The organism is Pseudofrankia inefficax (assembly GCF_000166135.1).
GTDB lineage: Bacteria > Actinomycetota > Actinomycetes > Frankiales > Frankiaceae > Pseudofrankia > Pseudofrankia inefficax.
In genome coordinates, this window is the sequence record NC_014666.1 from 8,008,260 (window position 1) to 8,025,306 (window position 17,047).

A 17,047-nucleotide genomic window follows, 5' to 3' on the forward strand; every position below is an offset into this window, starting at 1 on the left:
GCGACCCCCGAGCGCCGCGCCATCGTTGCACATCACGATCACCCACCCGATACCACCATGACCCTTTGCCTGGCTGATCGGCTGGGTAGGGCCTGGCTCATGTTCGAGGACTTCGTCGACGAGCGGATCGACGTGGGCGAGGTGGAGCTTCGGGTCAGGCACGCCGGCGACGGGCCGCCGCTGCTGCTGATCCACGGTCATCCGCGCACCGCCGCCACCTGGCATCGCGTCGCGCCCCCACTCGTCGAGCGAGGGTTCACCGTGGTCTGCCCGGACATGCGCGGCTACGGCGCCTCGGACGCGGCACCGGTGCGTCCCGACCACGCGCAGCAGTCCAAGCGCACCGTCGCCCAGGACCTGCTGCGCCTCATGCGATCCCTGGGACACCCGACATTCGCGGTTGCCGGTCACGACCGCGGCTGCTACGTCGCGTTCCGCCTCGCCCTCGACCATCCGCACGCGGTCAGCCGGCTGGTGGTCATGGACGGCGTCCCCATCAGCGAAGCCCTCGCCCGGTGTGACGCCACGTTCGCCCACGACTGGTACCACTGGTTCTTCTTCGCCCAGCCCGACAAGCCGGAACGAGCCATCCTGGCCGACCCCGACGCCTGGTACACCAGCGACCCGCAGGCCATGGGAGAGGCGAACTACCAGGAGTTCCACGCCGCCATCCACGACCCGGCGACCGTGCGGGCGATGCTGGAGGACTACCGGGCCGGCCTCGGCCTCGACCGAGAACACGAGGAAGCCGACCGCCGAGCCGGCCACGCCGTCCAATGCCCGACCCTGCTCCTGTGGTCGACCCGCGACGACCTCGAACGCCTCTACGGCGACCCCCTGGCGATTTGGAGCCCCTGGGCACCACGACTGCGGGGCCTGCCGATCGACTCCGGCCACCACATGGCTGAGGAGAACCCAGCAGCCGTCATCAACGCCCTCCACTACTTCCTCACCTGACCGCCCCACCGACCCGGTCGCCACCCGCCGCACGGGGCGCGCCAGGGTGAGCAGCCAGCCAAGGCATACGACCCACGCGACCGGGGAAGCGTTGACGTAGAACTGATCGCCCGCGCGGACGACGAGGAGGCTCGCATGTCCGTCACCCCGTTCAAGGACCTGCCGATGACCGATCGAAAGCGCGCCTGGAACGGTGCGGCGGCCGAGAAGCGGGTCCGCCGGTGGGCCGAGGCGCAGAACGCCCCGAACGGCAGGTACCGCGAAGCGCACCTCTGGTACGACCGTGACAAGAAAGACGAGTTCACCGGCTACAAGATGCTCATCGCCGACGTCATCGACGGGGAGCTGACCGTGGTACCGCGGGCGGTGATGGCGGCCGCGGCGGTCATGCAGGGTTCACGCGGCGGCGTCGACCTACCCACGGCCGATATCACCCGAGTCAAGAACCACCTGGCCAAGTACTACAAGAAGATGGGCGACCAAGCCCCCTGGGAATAACCTCGAAGATTCGTTACCGCCGCGGCCGAAATCTCAATGGGGGTACGTTGGCGTGGCGACGACGGCCGGAGCATAGTGAAGCAGGTGCGCCGGCCGCCCGCGTGACGGTTGGCCGTCGAGGGCTGGGTGGGCCGTTACCGCTCGCCTGCCCGACTCGGCGCGCCGTACACCTCGGCCCCCTCGGAATCCCATCAAGGCCCTCCAGCCTGCTCGCCCAGAACTCCCGACCCTCCCGGAACGCCTTGGCGAGGGCTCGCACGGCGGAGACGACTCGGTGATCAACGCGATGGCGATCACTATGGCCGAACGGGCCGGAGAGCGGTGAAGCCGAACCACATCAACGGTCATCTCCGTTCTGGTCAGATATCTGGCCAGCTGACAGGCGACCAACAGGTTGCCGGCGTGACGCAAGGAATCAGCGCGTGCTTGCCATGTAGCCGGCGACCTAGATCGCGATCATGTGGAAGACCCCGGCTCTGGTAGGTTCGGTCCTGCAGCACAGCGCTTTGCGGACGCGCAGGACGTCCACGGCGAGATCCGGTCGGATGCGGGTCGGCCGGTTGGGGTTCGATTCCCCTAGAGTGCGCGCCTGGTTGAGGCAGGTCAGGGCCCCGCAGCCGCCGACGGGTGGCGCGGGGCTCTGGCATTTTCGGACCTGCCACTACCTCCATCCGGCCAGGCTTTCAGGTCTCAGCAGTCCGATCTTGGATCTCAGTCGGTGTCGCCGGGTGGCCCGGCCGTGTCTTCGATTTTGGTGTGTGTGTCGCTGCGGAGCTGGCCGACGAGGGTGCGGGCGGTGCCGGCGCTGACGTGGAGTCGATCGCGCAGCGTCGCGGCGGAGATCGGGCGCCGATGGTGCTGCCAGTGCAGGACGTCCTCCGCGCGGGCGCGGTGCAGGAGATCCTGTTCCCGAGCCCCCGGCTCGGCCTGAGGCCCCGTCTCACCAGACGACGGGGCTTTCACCTGCCCGTTCCGACGAGCCTGTGCGGATACCGCCCGCTGATCGGACGGCATGGCGGTGGCGCCGACCACTGGCGGGCCTGGCGGGTGCGTGCTTGCCCTAGTCGCGTGCATGGCTTGGATCAGGCCAGGGGCGACCTCGGCCCAGCCGATCATCAGCAACGGGCCGACGGCGTCGAACGCCGCCTTGCCATACCGGCCAGCCAGCAGCGGCTCCGCGATATTCAGAGCCAACGTCACCAGACTGGCAAACACCAACAACCGCCGCGCCGACCGCCCCACCCCCGCCGGGTCACCGTGCACGGCCAGCTGGCGGAGTCCCAGCAGCAGGCCGACCACCGACAGATCCACCGCCGGCGCCACCAGAGGAGCGATGAAAACCGGCACCCCCAGCCGCAGACCCAGAGCGAACGAGTTCCCGAACCCGAACAGAAACGTCAGCCCCACAACGACCACGACCATCGCGGTGACGAGCCGCGCCGCATGGGGACTCCCAGCGATAGCCGGAGCAGTCTCGCGGGGCAGGACCGCCGATTCTTCTCTGTGCCGGTTCACCGGGTGACACCCTCGACTGGCCGCGAGACGGCGAACCCGATCGGCGAGACCCAGCAGACCGGCCCGCAATCATGGCCGACGAACCGACCGGCCTTACGTGCCGCGACGACCACGCACGCCAGAGGCCGATATTCCACCGCGACACACCCGCCGAGGTCGGCACTCCGGTCGACTCGGCCGTTGAGCTGGCGGCCCACGCGGATCGGCGCCACCATAGAAGCCGTGAACCGGCCCAGGTGTGCGCGACGTGTGCGCGCACACGCCATCCCTGCCCGGCACACACCGGCACCGACCGGCACCGGGAAGCGCTGACCACCGGACACATCGGGATAGGTCAGCACCAGACATCACCGACAAACACAACAATCAGCGCACTACGGATCAGAAGGTTGGGGGTTCGAGTCCCTCCGAGCGCACCGTGTGATGTCTCAGGACATCGGAGACAGCTGAACCCTCATCTCGGGGGTTCGGCTGTTTGGGTTTTGGGGGCGGGTCCGCGGGGTCGGCCCGTGGGCTGGTAGTCGCGGGTCGGGTCGATGGTGAGCTCGCGGATGATCTCGCCGGTGGTGGCGTGGATGATCCGGGCGTGCAGGTCGTGGACGAGCAGGAGTACGGGGGTTCGGGCGTGGGTTCGTCCGATCCCGATGTGGTGCAGCCGGCCGTTCACGCGCAGGGTGAGTTTCCCGTTGGCGTCGACGTGGTCGCGCCGGACGCGGTCATGGCTGTCGGCGCTGCGGTCGGTGTTCGGTCGGGCTTTCGGCCGGGCCTGATAGGCGACGGCAGGCGTGCAGCGGCCTGGTAGCGATCGATGCGGCCGGTGCTGGTTATAAGTCTCGACGAACTGGTCGATCAGCGTCTGCAGCGCGTAAGTGCTGGCCGGTTGAACGGGCTGCGCGGCCAGCCATTTTTTCAACGTCTGTTGGAAGCGTTCGACTTTCCCGCAGGTCGTGGGATGGTTCGGCCGGGAGTTCTTCTGCACGATCCCGAGGCGGCGTAGCTCTGCTTCGAACCCGGTCCGCCCGCCCGCGACACCGGCGCTGGCGAGCCGGACCGTGTAGACCATCCCGTTGTCCGTGAGCGTCGAGGCGGGGTAGCCGTGCAGGTCAGCGGCCTGCCGGAAGCTCGCGACCACGATCCTCCCAGTGATCTTCAGGTGAGCTGAGACTCGTAGGGCGAACCGGGAATGATCGTCCAGCCAGGTGAGAATTTCGGTGTCGATGCCGATTTTGCCGTTCGGCCGGGTCAGCCGGTAATGGGTGAAGTCTGACTGCCAGCATTCGTTCGGCTGGTCCGCCTGGAAACGGATGTAGGACGAGCGGGGCCGTTTCGCAGGCTCGGGTGTGACCGCCCCGGCACGGTTCAGAATCCGGTTGATCGTCGCCCGCGACAGCGTCGTGTCGTGGTGATGGGCGAGATGCCAGCCGATTGTGTCCGCGCCGGCGTCCAGGCCGGCTTCGGCCAACTCCTTACGTAACCGCAGCACGAGGTCAACCATCGCCACCGACGTTGCGGTCGGAGACGAGACCGGCCGTCGCGACCGCGGCTCGAACGCCACCTCCCCCTCAGCGTCGTAGCGGGCTTTCAGCTTGTAGACCCAGCCCCGACTCACCTCGTACCGGCGGGCGACCTGCGCCGCCGTCTGCCCCTCCACGACCAGAGCCGTGATCACCAACCGCGCCTTCGACATCGACCATGATCGAACTAGTCGGTCTCGTCTCCGATGACCCGAGACACGTGTCGCCTATGTCCTGAGACACCTGTCTCCTATGTCCTGAGACACCTGTCTCCTATGTCCTGAGCCAGCACACCTCCGAGCGCACCGGGGCGGGTTTGTGTGGTCGGTGACCTTCGGTCGCCTTCCCACGGCCCGCAATATTGCCCCGGGGGCGACCCCCGGACCCTACGGCCTGGGACTTCGTCCCAGGAAACAGGGCCGCTGAGCAATCCCGCAGTGTCTGGTTGAGACAGGTCAGAGCCCCGCAGCCGCCGACGGGTGGCGCGGGGCTCTGTTCTTTCCAGGGTCCGTACCGCAATGGGTTCGATCAAGGTCTTTGTCTGGGCAAGGTCCCGCCGCGTCATCGCTCGGCGTAGCGCCGCCGGGCAAGCCGAATCCTGATGGCGTCTTGTCAGAAGGTCATGGACTCGAACCGCATCGATCTGCCAACCGATCGGCCGGAAGGTCCGTACTTGCGCCCAACCCTCTACACAGTCGACCGTCCAGGTCCAGGCAGCTTGAGCATCACGGCGAGGCCCCGAGGGCTCGACTGGATCGACGATGAGATGGTCGCGCTGGCTACGAGCGGCGTTGACATCCTCATCTGCGCGCTCACCCAACCTGAACTCGACGCGCTCGGCCTCGCCGGAGAAGCGCAGGCAGCGCGCACATCGCCACGCACTGCCGCTACGGGATCGGGCGATCATCGTTGATCACAGCTGCACTCCTGGTTTTCGACGGCGCTTCCGCCCAGATCGCCTGGACGCAAGTCGAACAGGCTCGCGGTCTGCCCGTACCCGACACCGCAGACCAACGGGAATGCACGCACCAGCTGACTCCCCGCCCGTGAGTCGCGGCTGAGCACCAGACCGTCATCCGCCCACAGCACTTTGGAGTCGAGGCCGAACCTTTCGGCCTTCTCCTTGGCTTCCTGCTTGACCTGGTCCTGTCGGCGCCCGTGTTCGCGGAGCACCGCGACGAGCATTTCGGGCAACGCGAGGACCGCTTTCGAACCTCTGGTCTTGAGGTTCTCGTCTTCGATCAGTCCCAGCGCTGTTTGCCGGTTTCCGGGTGACGAAGGCCCGCCGCCGCTGCCTGCGGACGATAGCGACCGTGCCCGGGTCCAGACCGAGCGCGTCCCAGCGCAGCGCGAGCGCCTCCCCTTTTCGCAACCCGCGCAACCCCGCGCAACCCGAGGGCCAAGAGCACGAGCCACAGCGGCGCCATCCGGTCGACGAGCGCGAGCGCGACCGCGACGACCTTCCGTGCCTCCTGGTCATCGACTGACCGGATCGGCGCGTCTGCCTTCCCGGGCGGTTGCACGAGCGCCGCGACGTTCCGCGTGATGGGTTCGTCGCCGAGCGCCGCCGTGCGGATCGGGAGTCGGTGAGACGATCAGCTCGGCTCGGTGGCTCTGGGTGTTGAGCCGCCGCAGGGCGCGTTCGGTGGAGGAGGCGGATAACGCACGGTCACCAACACGAGCAAGAAGAGTAGTGGCGCACAATGGTGTCGACATCGTGCGCCATTGTCTGTGCGTGGACAAGAAGGGCTAACGAGCAGGGTTTTCCGGCGTTTCACGCCCTTGCGCCTAACCAAGCCCAATGATATATGCTCTGCATACATTTTTGGATACCGAGCGTCACCGCTTGTTGAGGATGGTGCTGGCCGGGTGGGTCAACGGAGGAAAAAGACGGTGTTCGTTCCGGTGCTCGCGAGATCGTAGGGCCAACTGTGCCACAGGGACTTTCCCTCCTTGACCCCGTACAGCCCGACGGTGTATGGCACCTGCGCGGCGTCGTCGAGAATCACCAGGTAAAAGCGCCCCTGGGTCGTCTTCACTGGCAGATCGGCCCGCATTTCTTCGGTATCGACGACTCCTACGGTCAGCCGATCCTCGCGCGCGCCTACTACGATCCGTATCAGGACGACGACCCTCGGGCGCGTGGTGACGTCGACTTTCTGGGCTACCAGCAGTTCGTACAGGTTCTCTTCGACGGGGTACCGGTCCCGCCGGACTCCTACGGGGGCCAGTTCGCCGACCGCGGGCCCTACGCCGCCGCCGATCTCAGCTTCGTGGACTACATGGGCCCCGCCGACGCCGTGGCCTCGGCCCATGCGACGCGCCAGCCGTTCTACGCGCTCACCGGGGCGCTGCCCGTACCGGTCGCCAGCGCGCGGGACTTCGGGACCTACCCACGGCGCAACGGCGTGCTGCTGTTCCCGTCGGCGCCGGCGACCCCGAACCAGGCGCGGTGCGCGTCGCTGGTCAGCGCCGTCTCGCCGGGGCTGCTCACCGCCGGCGACCTACGCGACCTGCTCGCGCCCATCGCGCCCTACCGCTCGCTGAGACCGACGGCGGCCGACGTGGCGCTGCGGGGCGTCTTCGACATCGCGCTGTCCGAGCTGGTCCCGAAGGGCCAGTCCGGGCAGCGGTACAGGGACCTGGCCGGCGAGGTCGTCGGTCCGTATCTCCTTGTCCGGCAGGGCGCGCAGTGTTTCTGCGTCGCGCCGGATCCGGCGGGCACCCGGATCGAGATCTACCGGCTGGACCCGGCGGACGTCGAGTCGGCCCGGCAGTCGGCGGTGCTGCGCGGCATGTGGAAGATGGCCGAGCTCGTCCCGCTCGGCGACGGGGTGGACAGCCGGCGGGTGGTCGCCGACCTCGACAACTCGGTGCTGCCCGAGCTCGGGCCGATGTGGACGCCCCGGTCTCCGGCCGCGGGCGGAGTCACGATCGCGCCGTTGGAGTTCGGCCCGACGGATCTCGCGGTCGAGTGGCGGTATACGACCTATCTGTTCGCCGCGAGGTCCCACCCACCGGGTTCAGCCGGAAACCCGCTCGGCGAGCTGATCGGCCTGCACGGCTTCACCTGGTCGATCCTTCAGAGTTTCGACATCTTCGCCAACGAACTGGTCGCGACCTCGGTCCGCGCACCGCGTCTCCTGACCGAGTTCCCGGCGCTGCCGGCGCTGCGGCACTACCACGAGCAGATCGCGCGCTGGTCCACCGACCCGTCGGCTGTCCCCGGCATCGGCGTCGACGCCTTCACGGCCGCCGGAGTCACGCCGCTGGACTTCGGCGCTGGACGGAAGCTGACCGCCCTCGACGAGAGAGCCGCCGGATGAGTGACGACCTGCCGGCCCCGGACCTGCGCGTGACGTCGTACAAGAGCGGCGTGCTGCTCAGCTGGACGCCGCTCGCCGGCGTCAACTCCCACATTCTCAGGAGCGATGCCCCCGACGGCACCATCAACATGGGACCGGCCGGAGGGACGTCGGTCTACTTCGCGATCGACCCCTCGTCGCAGCAGGTCGGCGTGTACCACACCATGGTCCAGGCCGTGCGCCACGTCACGCTCAGCCCCTGGAGCGCTCGTGTGGCGTTCGACCTGTGGTCGCCCGAGCCGCCCCTCGAGCTGCTGCGTGATCGGCTGATCGCCCATCGCACCAGCGTCGACGGGTCAGGTACGTCGCACCGGTACGCCTTCGACGCAGAGGTCTTCCTCGCCGGGCAGCCCGCGCAGGCGGACAGGGTGGCCACCGAGCTGGCCGCGGCGTTCGGGCGGCTGATCGTGATCGACTCGTCGACGGGCCCGACGCTGGCCGACGACGGCACCACCCTCACGTTGCACGGCGCCCTCACCCCGCCGACGGACGAGGCGGTGACGTTCGGATCGGCGCCCCTGATCTGCACGTTCACCGCCGCCGTCGGGACGGACCGGGCTCTGCGCGGCCGCCTCACCGTGAGCCTTCCCGCCGGCTGGACCTGGGGCGCGGGCTTCGGTGTGCTTGCCGGCGATGCCGCCGACGGTGTCGTCTTCCGGTCCGCGACCCTCACGGCCTCGACGAGTCCCGGCGCCGCCGCGGACCTCCAGTTCGAGGGCGTGACTACCATCCGCACCAGGGTGGGCGTGGCCGTCGATGCCGCCACGGCGGCCAAACGGACGCCGGTCACGCTGCGCGGCGCGGTACGGCTCGACGCGCACGGCCGTCCGGCGTTCGCCCTGACCTCCACCAGCCAGCTCGACCTCGTCCTCGGCCGCGCCGGCCAGGACCCGCTCACCCTGACGGCCGCGACCGTGACGTTGCGCACCGACCCCCCGGGCGAGAGCGCGGCGCCGGGAGCCCCGAACACCAGCACCTTCCTGGCTGTCGGCGTGCTGTCCGGCCTGGGCGGGGAACCGGTGCGGGCCGAGGTCGACCTGCCGCATGCCTGGTCGGGCACCGTCGTCGTCCGGGTCGGTACCGAGGCGGGATTCCCGGCGTTCGGGTCCGTCGGTGCCGCGCTCGCGGTCACGGCCACGCCCGACCCGGTGCTGACCGCGCTGCGGACCCTGCCGGCGCTGCCCGGCCCCGCGACGATCAACGGTCTTACGATCACCACCGACGCGAGCGGTCGCGGGCCGACCCGTACCGAGTTCTCGGTCGCGGTGCCGCGGACACCCTGGCGGATCGTCTCGGCTCCCGAGCTGCACGTCGAGGGCACCGCGTTGGCGCTCACGGTCACCAGGCGACCCTGGTCCGCCGGGACTGCGGAGGTCTCGCGGACGACGTTCGCCGCCGCCGCCACCGGCACGGTCACCCTGGGCGGCGCCTCGTATCCGGTCAGGGTGCGGTTCGGCGCCCAGGCACCGGCGACGGTGGAGTTCACCGAGCCCGCGCGGCTGCCGGCGCTCGCGACCGCCGCGGCCAGCGCCGGGCTCACCGACGGCGCGGCGCTGGGCTCGCTGCCGGCGACCCTGGTGGCCCGCGGCCCGATCACGCTCGACCAGGTCGTCCTCGACGTCGACCTGAACGCGCGGACGGTCACGGGCGTCCTGCCGCGCTTCCGCCAGTCCCAGCCGTGGAAGTTCGCCGGCAGAGGCACCGATGGTTTCGAGCTGTCCGACTGGACGGTCGATCTGTCGCTGCAGCGCGGCGGCGGCCGTTGGTCGCCGTACGGCACGATCACCGGCACGGTCGCCTTCCGCCGTGGGGCCCGGCGGGTTTCGCGGTTCGGCCTCGAGGCGAGGATTCCCGCCGATGCCGAGACGGGCCTGTGGACCTTCGCCCTGGCCTCGGGCGAGAAGATCCAGCTTCCGTCGATCGGTGACCTGACGAGGCTGCTGGGCGGTGGGAGCACCACCCTGCCGACCGGCCTCGCGAGCCTTGGCAGTCTCGACATCGTCCAGCTCGCGCTCGACCACGACCCCGCGGCCGGCCAGCTGGCCTCGCTGAGCGTCGGCATCCGGCAGTCGGCACCCTGGACGATCATCATGGGCCAGCTGGTCGTGTCGGACCTGGAGGCGAGCCTCGCGCTGCGGCGCACCACCGCGGTCGGCACCCGGCAGGGCAGCGGCATGCTCTCCGGCGTCGTCACGCTGGGCGGGCACTCCGTCGACGCCGCGATGATCAAACCCGACTTCGACGCCGACTGGTACCTGCGGATCGCCTGGAACAAGCCCGCCGTCTTCGCCCGCACGGGTAGCCTCGACGGCTTCGCGCAGCTGGACCACTGGATGGCCCCGGCGGAGATCCGCCGGTATCTGCCCGCCACGCTCCCGCTGGCGCAGGGGTTCGAGCTGTCGAAGGTCGTCGTCCGGTTCCGCGGTACCGACGGTGCGCTGGCCGGATTCGCCGCGCAGATCGCCGTCCCCGACCTGTGGACGGTCATCCCGGGCAGGCTGTCGATCACCGAGGTGCGGGCCGAGATCGACGCCGACTTCCCGGTTCGCCCGGGACGGCTCACCGGCGCGGTGGTCGGCACCGTGACGGTCGGCGCCGTCACCTTCCAGGTCCGGGCGGCCAAACCGGCCAGGCAGGGGCCCTGGGAGTTCGCCGGCTCGCTCACCGAGGAGGTCGAGCTCGACCTCGTGGCAACGGCGAACGACCTGTCCGACCAGGCGTTCGCCGTGGCCGCCGGAAACGGGTCGCCAGGCGCGCTCCCCGCCAGGATCACCCTGCGGACCGCCGACCTGGTTGCCGTCCCCGACACCGGCCGGTTCCACGTCGCGGGAAAGGCCGGCTTCGACTGGCATCCGCGACTGGGCGCGATGACGCTGGCCGTCGAGGAGCTGCGCGGGGCGGTCGACGTCGCGCGCACCGGCGCCCCGGTGCAGGTCACCCTCGCCGGAGCGCTGAGCTTCGCGGGCCTGCGGACCACGGTCGGCCTGCGGCTCGGGACCGCGGCGACACCGCTGATCCTCACCGGCACGGTCGCCCCGGCCGAGGCGGCCCAGCTCAGCCTGCCCACGCTCACCGACGACGTCTCCGGTGCCGCGCCGGGCCGGCGCTGGGCGGACGTGCTGCCCGTCGGCCTCACCGCGCCGGCCTTCAGCTCGGCGACGCTGTGGGCCAACCTCACCGCGGGTGATCTGGTGCTGCACGGCCGGCTCGCGAGCTCTGGCGACGCGGTGCTGCTGACGACGGACGCGAGCTTCGTGCTGGCGGTGGCGCTCGACGACGGGTTCGTGTTCAGCCGGCTGTTTCCGAGCCTGGGGGTCGACGACGTTCTCATGGTCCGCGACGCCCGGCTGATCGTCGCGAGCCTACCGACCGGCGAGACGCTCAGCGCGGTGGCCGCGCGCATCGGCACCGCCCTGGCCGCGGCCGCGCCCGAGCTCCCCTCGCCGGTCGCCGACCTGGTGGGCTCGCCGCTGGAGCTGACCGACGGAACGCTGTTCACCGCCGAGCTCGACGTGCGCAACGCGGCACCGGGGACGCTGTTGCGGTCGGTCATGGAGATCTCCGGGACGGGCGGGACGCCCTCGATCCGGCTCTTCGCCCGGATCGACCACGCCGACGCGGCGAACACGCTCTTCCTCGCCGAGCTCGCGGACATCGCCCTGTTCGGCGGGCGAGTGCGGATCACTCATCGGGCCAGCCTGCCCGCGGTCCGCCTCGCCTACCGGCCCGCCGCCGCGCACGAGTTCACCCTCGACGCCCGCGTGGTGCTGACCCTGTTCGACCGCTCCTACGGCTTCGACGTCACGCTGCTGGGCGACGACGACCACCTGACCACCGCCGCGGAGCTCGCGCCCACCGGCCAGTCGGTCGTGCCGTTCGGCCTGCCCGGCACCGAGATCGACGGACTCGCGCTGGTCCTGCGCATCGACTACGCGAGACCCGCCGCCGCGGCGACGCCCGACACACCGGCGGTCCGGGCGAGGGGCCGGTCGGTCCGGCTGGCGCTGCGGGGGCGAGCCCTCCTCGGCCCCAGGCCCTCAGCCGGGCGTCCCGACACCCGGCTCGCGCTCGCCGCCGAGCTGGACACGGTCAACGGGCTCCCGGCGCTCGCCAGCCTCACCGTCGAGAGCCGCTTCTCGTTCGCGTCGTTCCTGGAAGACTGCGTGCCCGGCCCCGGCGCAGGCTGGGGCTCGTTCGTCGACATCGCCCTGCTACCCGGCTCGCGGATCTACTACTACCGGGCCAGCGCCGACCCGTTCCGCGCGCTCACCGGGCCCGACGGCAAACACCTGCTCGACGGCTACCACCTGGCCGCGCGGGTGGCCGTCCGGCTGGTCGCCGAGGTCACCGTCGACGCGGCGATCACCGTGGCGACGGACCGGACGACCGGCGCTCCGGTCGGGGTGAGCGGCACCCTCGCGTTGACGGAGCCGGTGGACCTGCGGTTCGCGCAGCTCGCCGGTTCCCGGCAGGACACGGCACGGCTCGCCTACCTCGGCGGGCCCGAGATCACGTTCGCCACCGGAACGCACGCCTCGTTCGTGCTCGCGACCGGCGTCAACTTCCTAGGCGCGGCGTTCGGCACCGTCACGGTCGGCGTCGCCCAGGATGCCCACGGCACGCGAACCTTCACCGGACAGCTCGCGTCCGCCCGTCGGCTCCCCGTCTTCGGGAAGCTGACCTGCGGATTCACCTACACCGTTCACGCGGACGGCACCGACCGCTTCGAGATCGCGGACTGGCCCACCTTCACCTGGGCCCGCGACCTGGTCGACGTCCTCGCGGCGATCCGCTCGGTGTTCGACGCCGCCCTTGGGGACGGGTGCGGGGCGTTGGCGGACTTCGCCGTGGACCAGGCGTTCCGCACCTCCTGGACGCTCACCCCGACGGTGCGTTCGGACGGGGACTTCCTGGTCTTCTCCTGCACCGGTACGTGCGCGTTCACGCTGACCGGCCAGGCGAAGCCCTTCCTGACCATGGACTTCGCGCCGTTCGAGGCCCGGGTGGCGAGCGCCACCCGTTTCCACGACCTGCCCGACGCGCTGGCGAGCGCGGCGGCGGGCGGGGCAGCGGACCTCGTGTCGAGGCTGCTCCGGGATCCAGCGAAGATCGCCATCTTCGCGGGCCTGGTCTTCGGCCCGCGGGCGGCCGGCTATGTCTCGACCCTGCTCTGCAAGGGCCTCGTCGACGCGGCCGCGGTGGCCGCGGCGGAGGCCGCCGCGACCGCGCTGGCCACCGCCGCGACCATCGCCGCGGGAACCGCGGCGGCGGTGGTGGCGGTCGCGACCAGCGTCGCCGCGGCCGGCGGCGGCGGGGAAAGCACGGGGGGAGAGCCGCCGACAGCCACGCCGACGCCGGCGACGCCGACGGACGTCCACCTCACGTACGCGGACGGTCAGTTCAGCCTGAGCTGGCCGCCGGAACGCTACGCGGGCGGCTATGAGGCCGAGCTGCGGTCACACGACGCCGCCGGGCCGCTCCTCGCCCGCGTGACGCGCCGTGCCGAGGACTGGCCGCTCCAGCTGACCCACGCGGCACCCGCCGCCAGCCTGCCCGCCGGCGACTTCCTCGGCCGGGTCCGCGCGCAGCGCGCCGAGGCGCGCAGCGACTGGGCGACCAGGTCGTTGACCAAACTGTCCTCACCCGCGGCTCGCGCCGCCGTCCGCGACGGCCACCTCACCGTCACCTGGGACGGCCCCGCTGGCGACTACGAGGTCGAGGTGACCGGTCCGGACGGCGTGGTGTCCACGGCGACCGACACCGTCGCCGAGCCCGGGCCAGGCGGCGCGGCCCCCCAGGGCGAGGCGATCGTCCCGGTCGACGACCCGGTCGCCGGCGACTACACGGCCCAGGTGTCGCGCCGCGGCGGCGACATCCCGGCGGACCCTGGTGCGCCCGCGACCGTGACCGTCCGGGTCCTCGCGGCCCCCGCGGGCCTGACCGTCGACGCCCTTGACGGCGCGCTGAACGTCGCCTTCTCAGCCGTGCCAGGCGCGGCGGACTACCGCATCGAGGTGACCAGGGTGGACGGCGTCGACTTCAAGCCGGTGACGAGCGTCGTGGAGCCGGCCGGCAGGTCCGACCCGTCCACCGGCGGGTCCGGCCGCGTGACCGTCGCGGTGCGGGCGCCGGCCAGGCTGCCCTACCAGCGGGGCGTGACCTACGCCGTACGGGTCCGGGCCGATCGTTCGGACAGCCTGAGCACCTGGGCCGCCCGCGTGACCGTCGTGTACCTGCCCACGCCCCAGTCCTGACCCCCGGTTCTGACGGACGGTGCCAGGAGAACGGTAGACGATGTCAATACCAACCGTACCCGCGGATATCTCGGCGTTGGACCGGCCTGCGCTCCTGGCGAGCTATCGCACCATGGTGGACGCACGACTGCGGTACATGGATCGCAACAAGCCACCGGGCATGGGTGACAACCCGGGTTTCTCGACCCAAATGCAGTATGTGGCTGACGGGTGGCGTTCGCTGAACCCGAACGTGCCGCCGGGCGAGCTGCAGCAGGGGCTGACACGTGGCGTGGCCATGCTCCTGCGCCTTCAGGGCATCTTTGCCAACTGGAGTCCCCTGCCGGAGACGCCCCCTAGGAATGCCTTGGAGAAGGGTCATCTCGACGTCCTGACCGAGGCCGTCGACCTGATCAAAAAGATGAACGAGAGCCTTCACAGTAGCAGTACCTTCAGCGGCTGGAAATCTCTCGTCCACGAGGCGTTCGGTCCGCAGAGCGACCATGCGCTGCACGTTTTTCGGGAGACAACGAAATCCCTCGAAAGGCTACTCAAAGACTCCGAGGTGGGCAAGGAGAACGCCGAAAAAGGATTCGTACTGTCGTCGGGACTGCCGAAAAGCATGGCGGCGCTCGCGGTAGGGGCGGGAGCCAATGCCTACATCCGAATAAGACCGTTCGCGCCGACCGGGGTAAACAGGTCGGAACTGGTCAATAAGCTGGTCCCTTCGCTGGTGCACGAAGGTACTCACACCATCAAGCCAGGGGCGACGGCCGACCTCGTCTACCGCAAGAACGGCCTGCATGCCGCGCTGCCGTACCTGTTGCGCCCCGCGAACGCGGCTAACTTCGAGCAGCTCGCGATCGACTGGATCGCCCCGAGCCGCGAGCAATGGGCCGGTATCGCCGCCAAACCGCCGACGCTCAGCCGCGCGGACAAAGCGTTGGCGATTATGCGAATCAAGGTTTCCAGAGCGTGGGTATGCGCCTACAACATTCGGCAGGCGACGTACGGCGACGAGGGCGCGGTTACCTTCAAGTACCCGGAGTGGCAGTCGAGCGTCTCCAGCCTGATCGGCGCGGAGGCCGACGTCGTCGGCGCCTTGATGGCGCAGGGTCGCCTCGACGAGCTCAACGACGCTGCCGACGCCCTGATGAAAGTGGTGGGCGACGAGGAGTTCGTCCTGACAGACCCGCCCCACGCCAAGATCAAGATGTCTGGTCGCGAGCTCGGCGTCGTTCCGGATCCCGTGGCGACGGCCGGTCAGCTGGCCTCAGCCGCCCTGCAGGTCGTCGTGGCGGACCTGACCAGCCGAGGCCTCGTCGCCTTTCCCGAGGAACTTCTGACCTGGGTCAGCGTGGTCATGCAGAGCGACAAACTCCTGAACGAGGCCCTGCTCGGTGCTGTCAACGACTTTCTCGCGGAGCTGGCGGCGAGCTAGTGCCTGGGAACCTTTTCCATTGCCGCCCGCGGGCAGGTGCGATCCTGAACATTCGACCTGTAGATGGAAAAGGTTCACTATGAGGCTGTCCACCGTGCCCCCGGTACCCGCGGATCTCTCGGGGCTGGATCTGTCGGTTCTCCTGGAGAACTACCGTGCCATCGTCGGCGCGAGGCTGCGGTACATGGACGACAGGATGAGCGACTCCACGTCGTTCCCCGGCGCTTCTCGGACAGTGTCCGACTGGTGGAGCTCGCTGGACGCGAGCGGATCGGCCGCCGGACTTCGGCGCGGCTTGGACGATGGAATGAAAAGGCTGGCGCGCCTCCAGCACCTGTACGTTACCCGGCATCCCGCGGCAGCCCCGGCCGCGGCAGCGCTCACCGAGGAGCACCTGAACGTCCTGCGGGAAGCCGTGGCGTGGATCTCCATGATGGACGAGAACCTGCAGAGCGACTGGAGACACCTGGGCTGGAGAAGCCTCGTGGAAGAGGCGTTCGGCAAGGGCGTCGGCACCACCGCCGCCCTCGCGTGCTTTTCGGAGACCGCCGCGACCCTCGAGCGGCTGGTGCTCGAGTCCGAGGTCGGCAAGGTCAACAGCGGGAAGGGGTTCGTACTCGATCCGGGACTGCCGGACAGCATGGCGGCACTCGCGGTGGGGAGAGGACCAGAGTCGTACATCAAGCTGAGGCCGTTCATGGTGACCGCGGCGACCAGGGCGCAAGTGGTGGCGGGACTGATCCCCCCGCTGGTGCACGAAGGTACCCACGCCAACGAAGGACGCTATACGGTCGACCTGATCTACCGAAAGCAGGGCCTGCAGGCCGCGCTGACACCAGATCTTCGCCTCAAGAACGCGGCCAACTACGAGCAGCTCGCGGTCGACTGGCTGAACGCAGGCATCTGGCAGAGGATTGTCGGCGCCAGCCCCCCGAAGCTGACCCGCACAGAACGAGCAGTCGTCATCATGAGACTGAAGGTCGCTCGCGCGTGGGTGTGTGCGGACAACGTGAAGGTATATGAGGTCCGCGATGGGAGGATGCGCTTCAAATACAAGAACTTTCGGGCGGTAGCCGCCCAGTTGATCGGAGCAGAGGCGGCCACGGTCGGCGAGGTCCTGTCGCAGGTCCTGTTCGAGGAACTAAGTGACGCCGCCGATACTCTGATGAAGATAGTCGGCGACGTCAGGCTCGAAATCACCGACCCTCCCACTGTCATGGTGAGCGTGGACGGCCGCGTCCTCGGCTCCATTCCAGATTACATCTCGACGGCCGGTGAAATAGCCTCGATCGCGCTGCGGCTGGTGGTGACGGACCTGGCCAGGCAGGGATGCGTTGCCTTCCCCGTCGCCCTTCTGCGGTGGGTTGATAAAGTCGTCGACGAAGATCCTTTTATCGCTAGCTTCAGCACCGCCGTCACCGATTTCATCAACGGCCTGGCGACGAGCTGAGTCCGCCGAGGCGCAGACAGATTCCCGGTAGGAACGTCATGGGCGTGGGTGGCTCGACCGGCTGGGCTCCGCGT

At 69.5% G+C, this 17,047-nt stretch carries 10 protein-coding genes; 7 read left to right on the forward strand and 3 right to left on the reverse strand.

Annotation, left to right across the window (positions count from 1 at the left end; all coding sequences use genetic code 11):
* The first annotated feature begins 99 nt into the window (after positions 1-99).
* Complete coding sequence (locus tag FRAEUI1C_RS32530) at positions 100-957, forward strand: alpha/beta fold hydrolase (protein WP_013427636.1); 858 nt, start codon at positions 100-102, stop codon at positions 955-957.
* Between the two features lie 135 nt (positions 958-1,092).
* Complete coding sequence (locus FRAEUI1C_RS32535; protein WP_013427637.1) at positions 1,093-1,455, forward strand: hypothetical protein; 363 nt, start codon at positions 1,093-1,095, stop codon at positions 1,453-1,455.
* A gap of 711 nt (positions 1,456-2,166) precedes the next feature.
* Here the strand turns inward: FRAEUI1C_RS32535 and FRAEUI1C_RS32540 are convergent.
* Together FRAEUI1C_RS32540 and FRAEUI1C_RS32550 are read right to left on the reverse strand one after the other, a co-directional pair.
* The gene (locus FRAEUI1C_RS32540; RefSeq protein ID WP_232425202.1) at positions 2,167-2,877 is read right to left on the reverse strand and encodes a hypothetical protein; all 711 of its coding nucleotides are present in this window, start codon (positions 2,875-2,877) and stop codon (positions 2,167-2,169) included.
* Between the two features lie 547 nt (positions 2,878-3,424).
* Positions 3,425-4,657 (reverse strand): IS481 family transposase, encoded by a 1,233-nt coding sequence (locus FRAEUI1C_RS32550; RefSeq protein ID WP_013426945.1) that lies wholly within the window; start codon positions 4,655-4,657, stop codon positions 3,425-3,427.
* Positions 4,658-5,202: 545 nt separating this feature from the next.
* On the opposite strand from FRAEUI1C_RS32550, the gene FRAEUI1C_RS40540 reads away from it, so the two are divergent.
* A complete protein-coding gene (locus FRAEUI1C_RS40540; RefSeq protein WP_198318666.1) occupies positions 5,203-5,397 on the forward strand; it encodes a hypothetical protein in 195 nt (64 codons plus the stop codon).
* On the opposite strand, the gene FRAEUI1C_RS40545 is transcribed toward FRAEUI1C_RS40540, so the two are convergent.
* Entirely contained in the window at positions 5,388-5,669 is a 282-nt protein-coding gene (locus FRAEUI1C_RS40545; protein WP_013427639.1) for a hypothetical protein, read from the reverse strand. The two genes, FRAEUI1C_RS40540 and FRAEUI1C_RS40545, sit on opposite strands and share 10 nt — an antisense overlap.
* A gap of 746 nt (positions 5,670-6,415) precedes the next feature.
* Between FRAEUI1C_RS40545 and FRAEUI1C_RS32560 the strand changes: the two genes are divergently transcribed.
* From FRAEUI1C_RS32560 to FRAEUI1C_RS32575, 4 genes are all read left to right on the forward strand, one after another.
* On the forward strand, positions 6,416-7,810 hold the full coding sequence (locus tag FRAEUI1C_RS32560; protein WP_013427640.1) for a hypothetical protein: 1,395 nt from the start codon (positions 6,416-6,418) through the stop codon (positions 7,808-7,810).
* On the forward strand, positions 7,807-14,103 hold the full coding sequence (locus tag FRAEUI1C_RS32565; protein ID WP_013427641.1) for a hypothetical protein: 6,297 nt from the start codon (positions 7,807-7,809) through the stop codon (positions 14,101-14,103). Before FRAEUI1C_RS32560 ends, FRAEUI1C_RS32565 begins: the two co-directional genes overlap by 4 nt.
* A gap of 136 nt (positions 14,104-14,239) precedes the next feature.
* On the forward strand, positions 14,240-15,523 hold the full coding sequence (locus FRAEUI1C_RS32570; protein ID WP_157735125.1) for a hypothetical protein: 1,284 nt from the start codon (positions 14,240-14,242) through the stop codon (positions 15,521-15,523).
* Positions 15,524-15,602: 79 nt separating this feature from the next.
* Entirely contained in the window at positions 15,603-16,973 is a 1,371-nt protein-coding gene (locus tag FRAEUI1C_RS32575; protein ID WP_013427643.1) for a M35 family metalloendopeptidase, read from the forward strand.
* Positions 16,974-17,047: the final 74 nt, after the last annotated feature.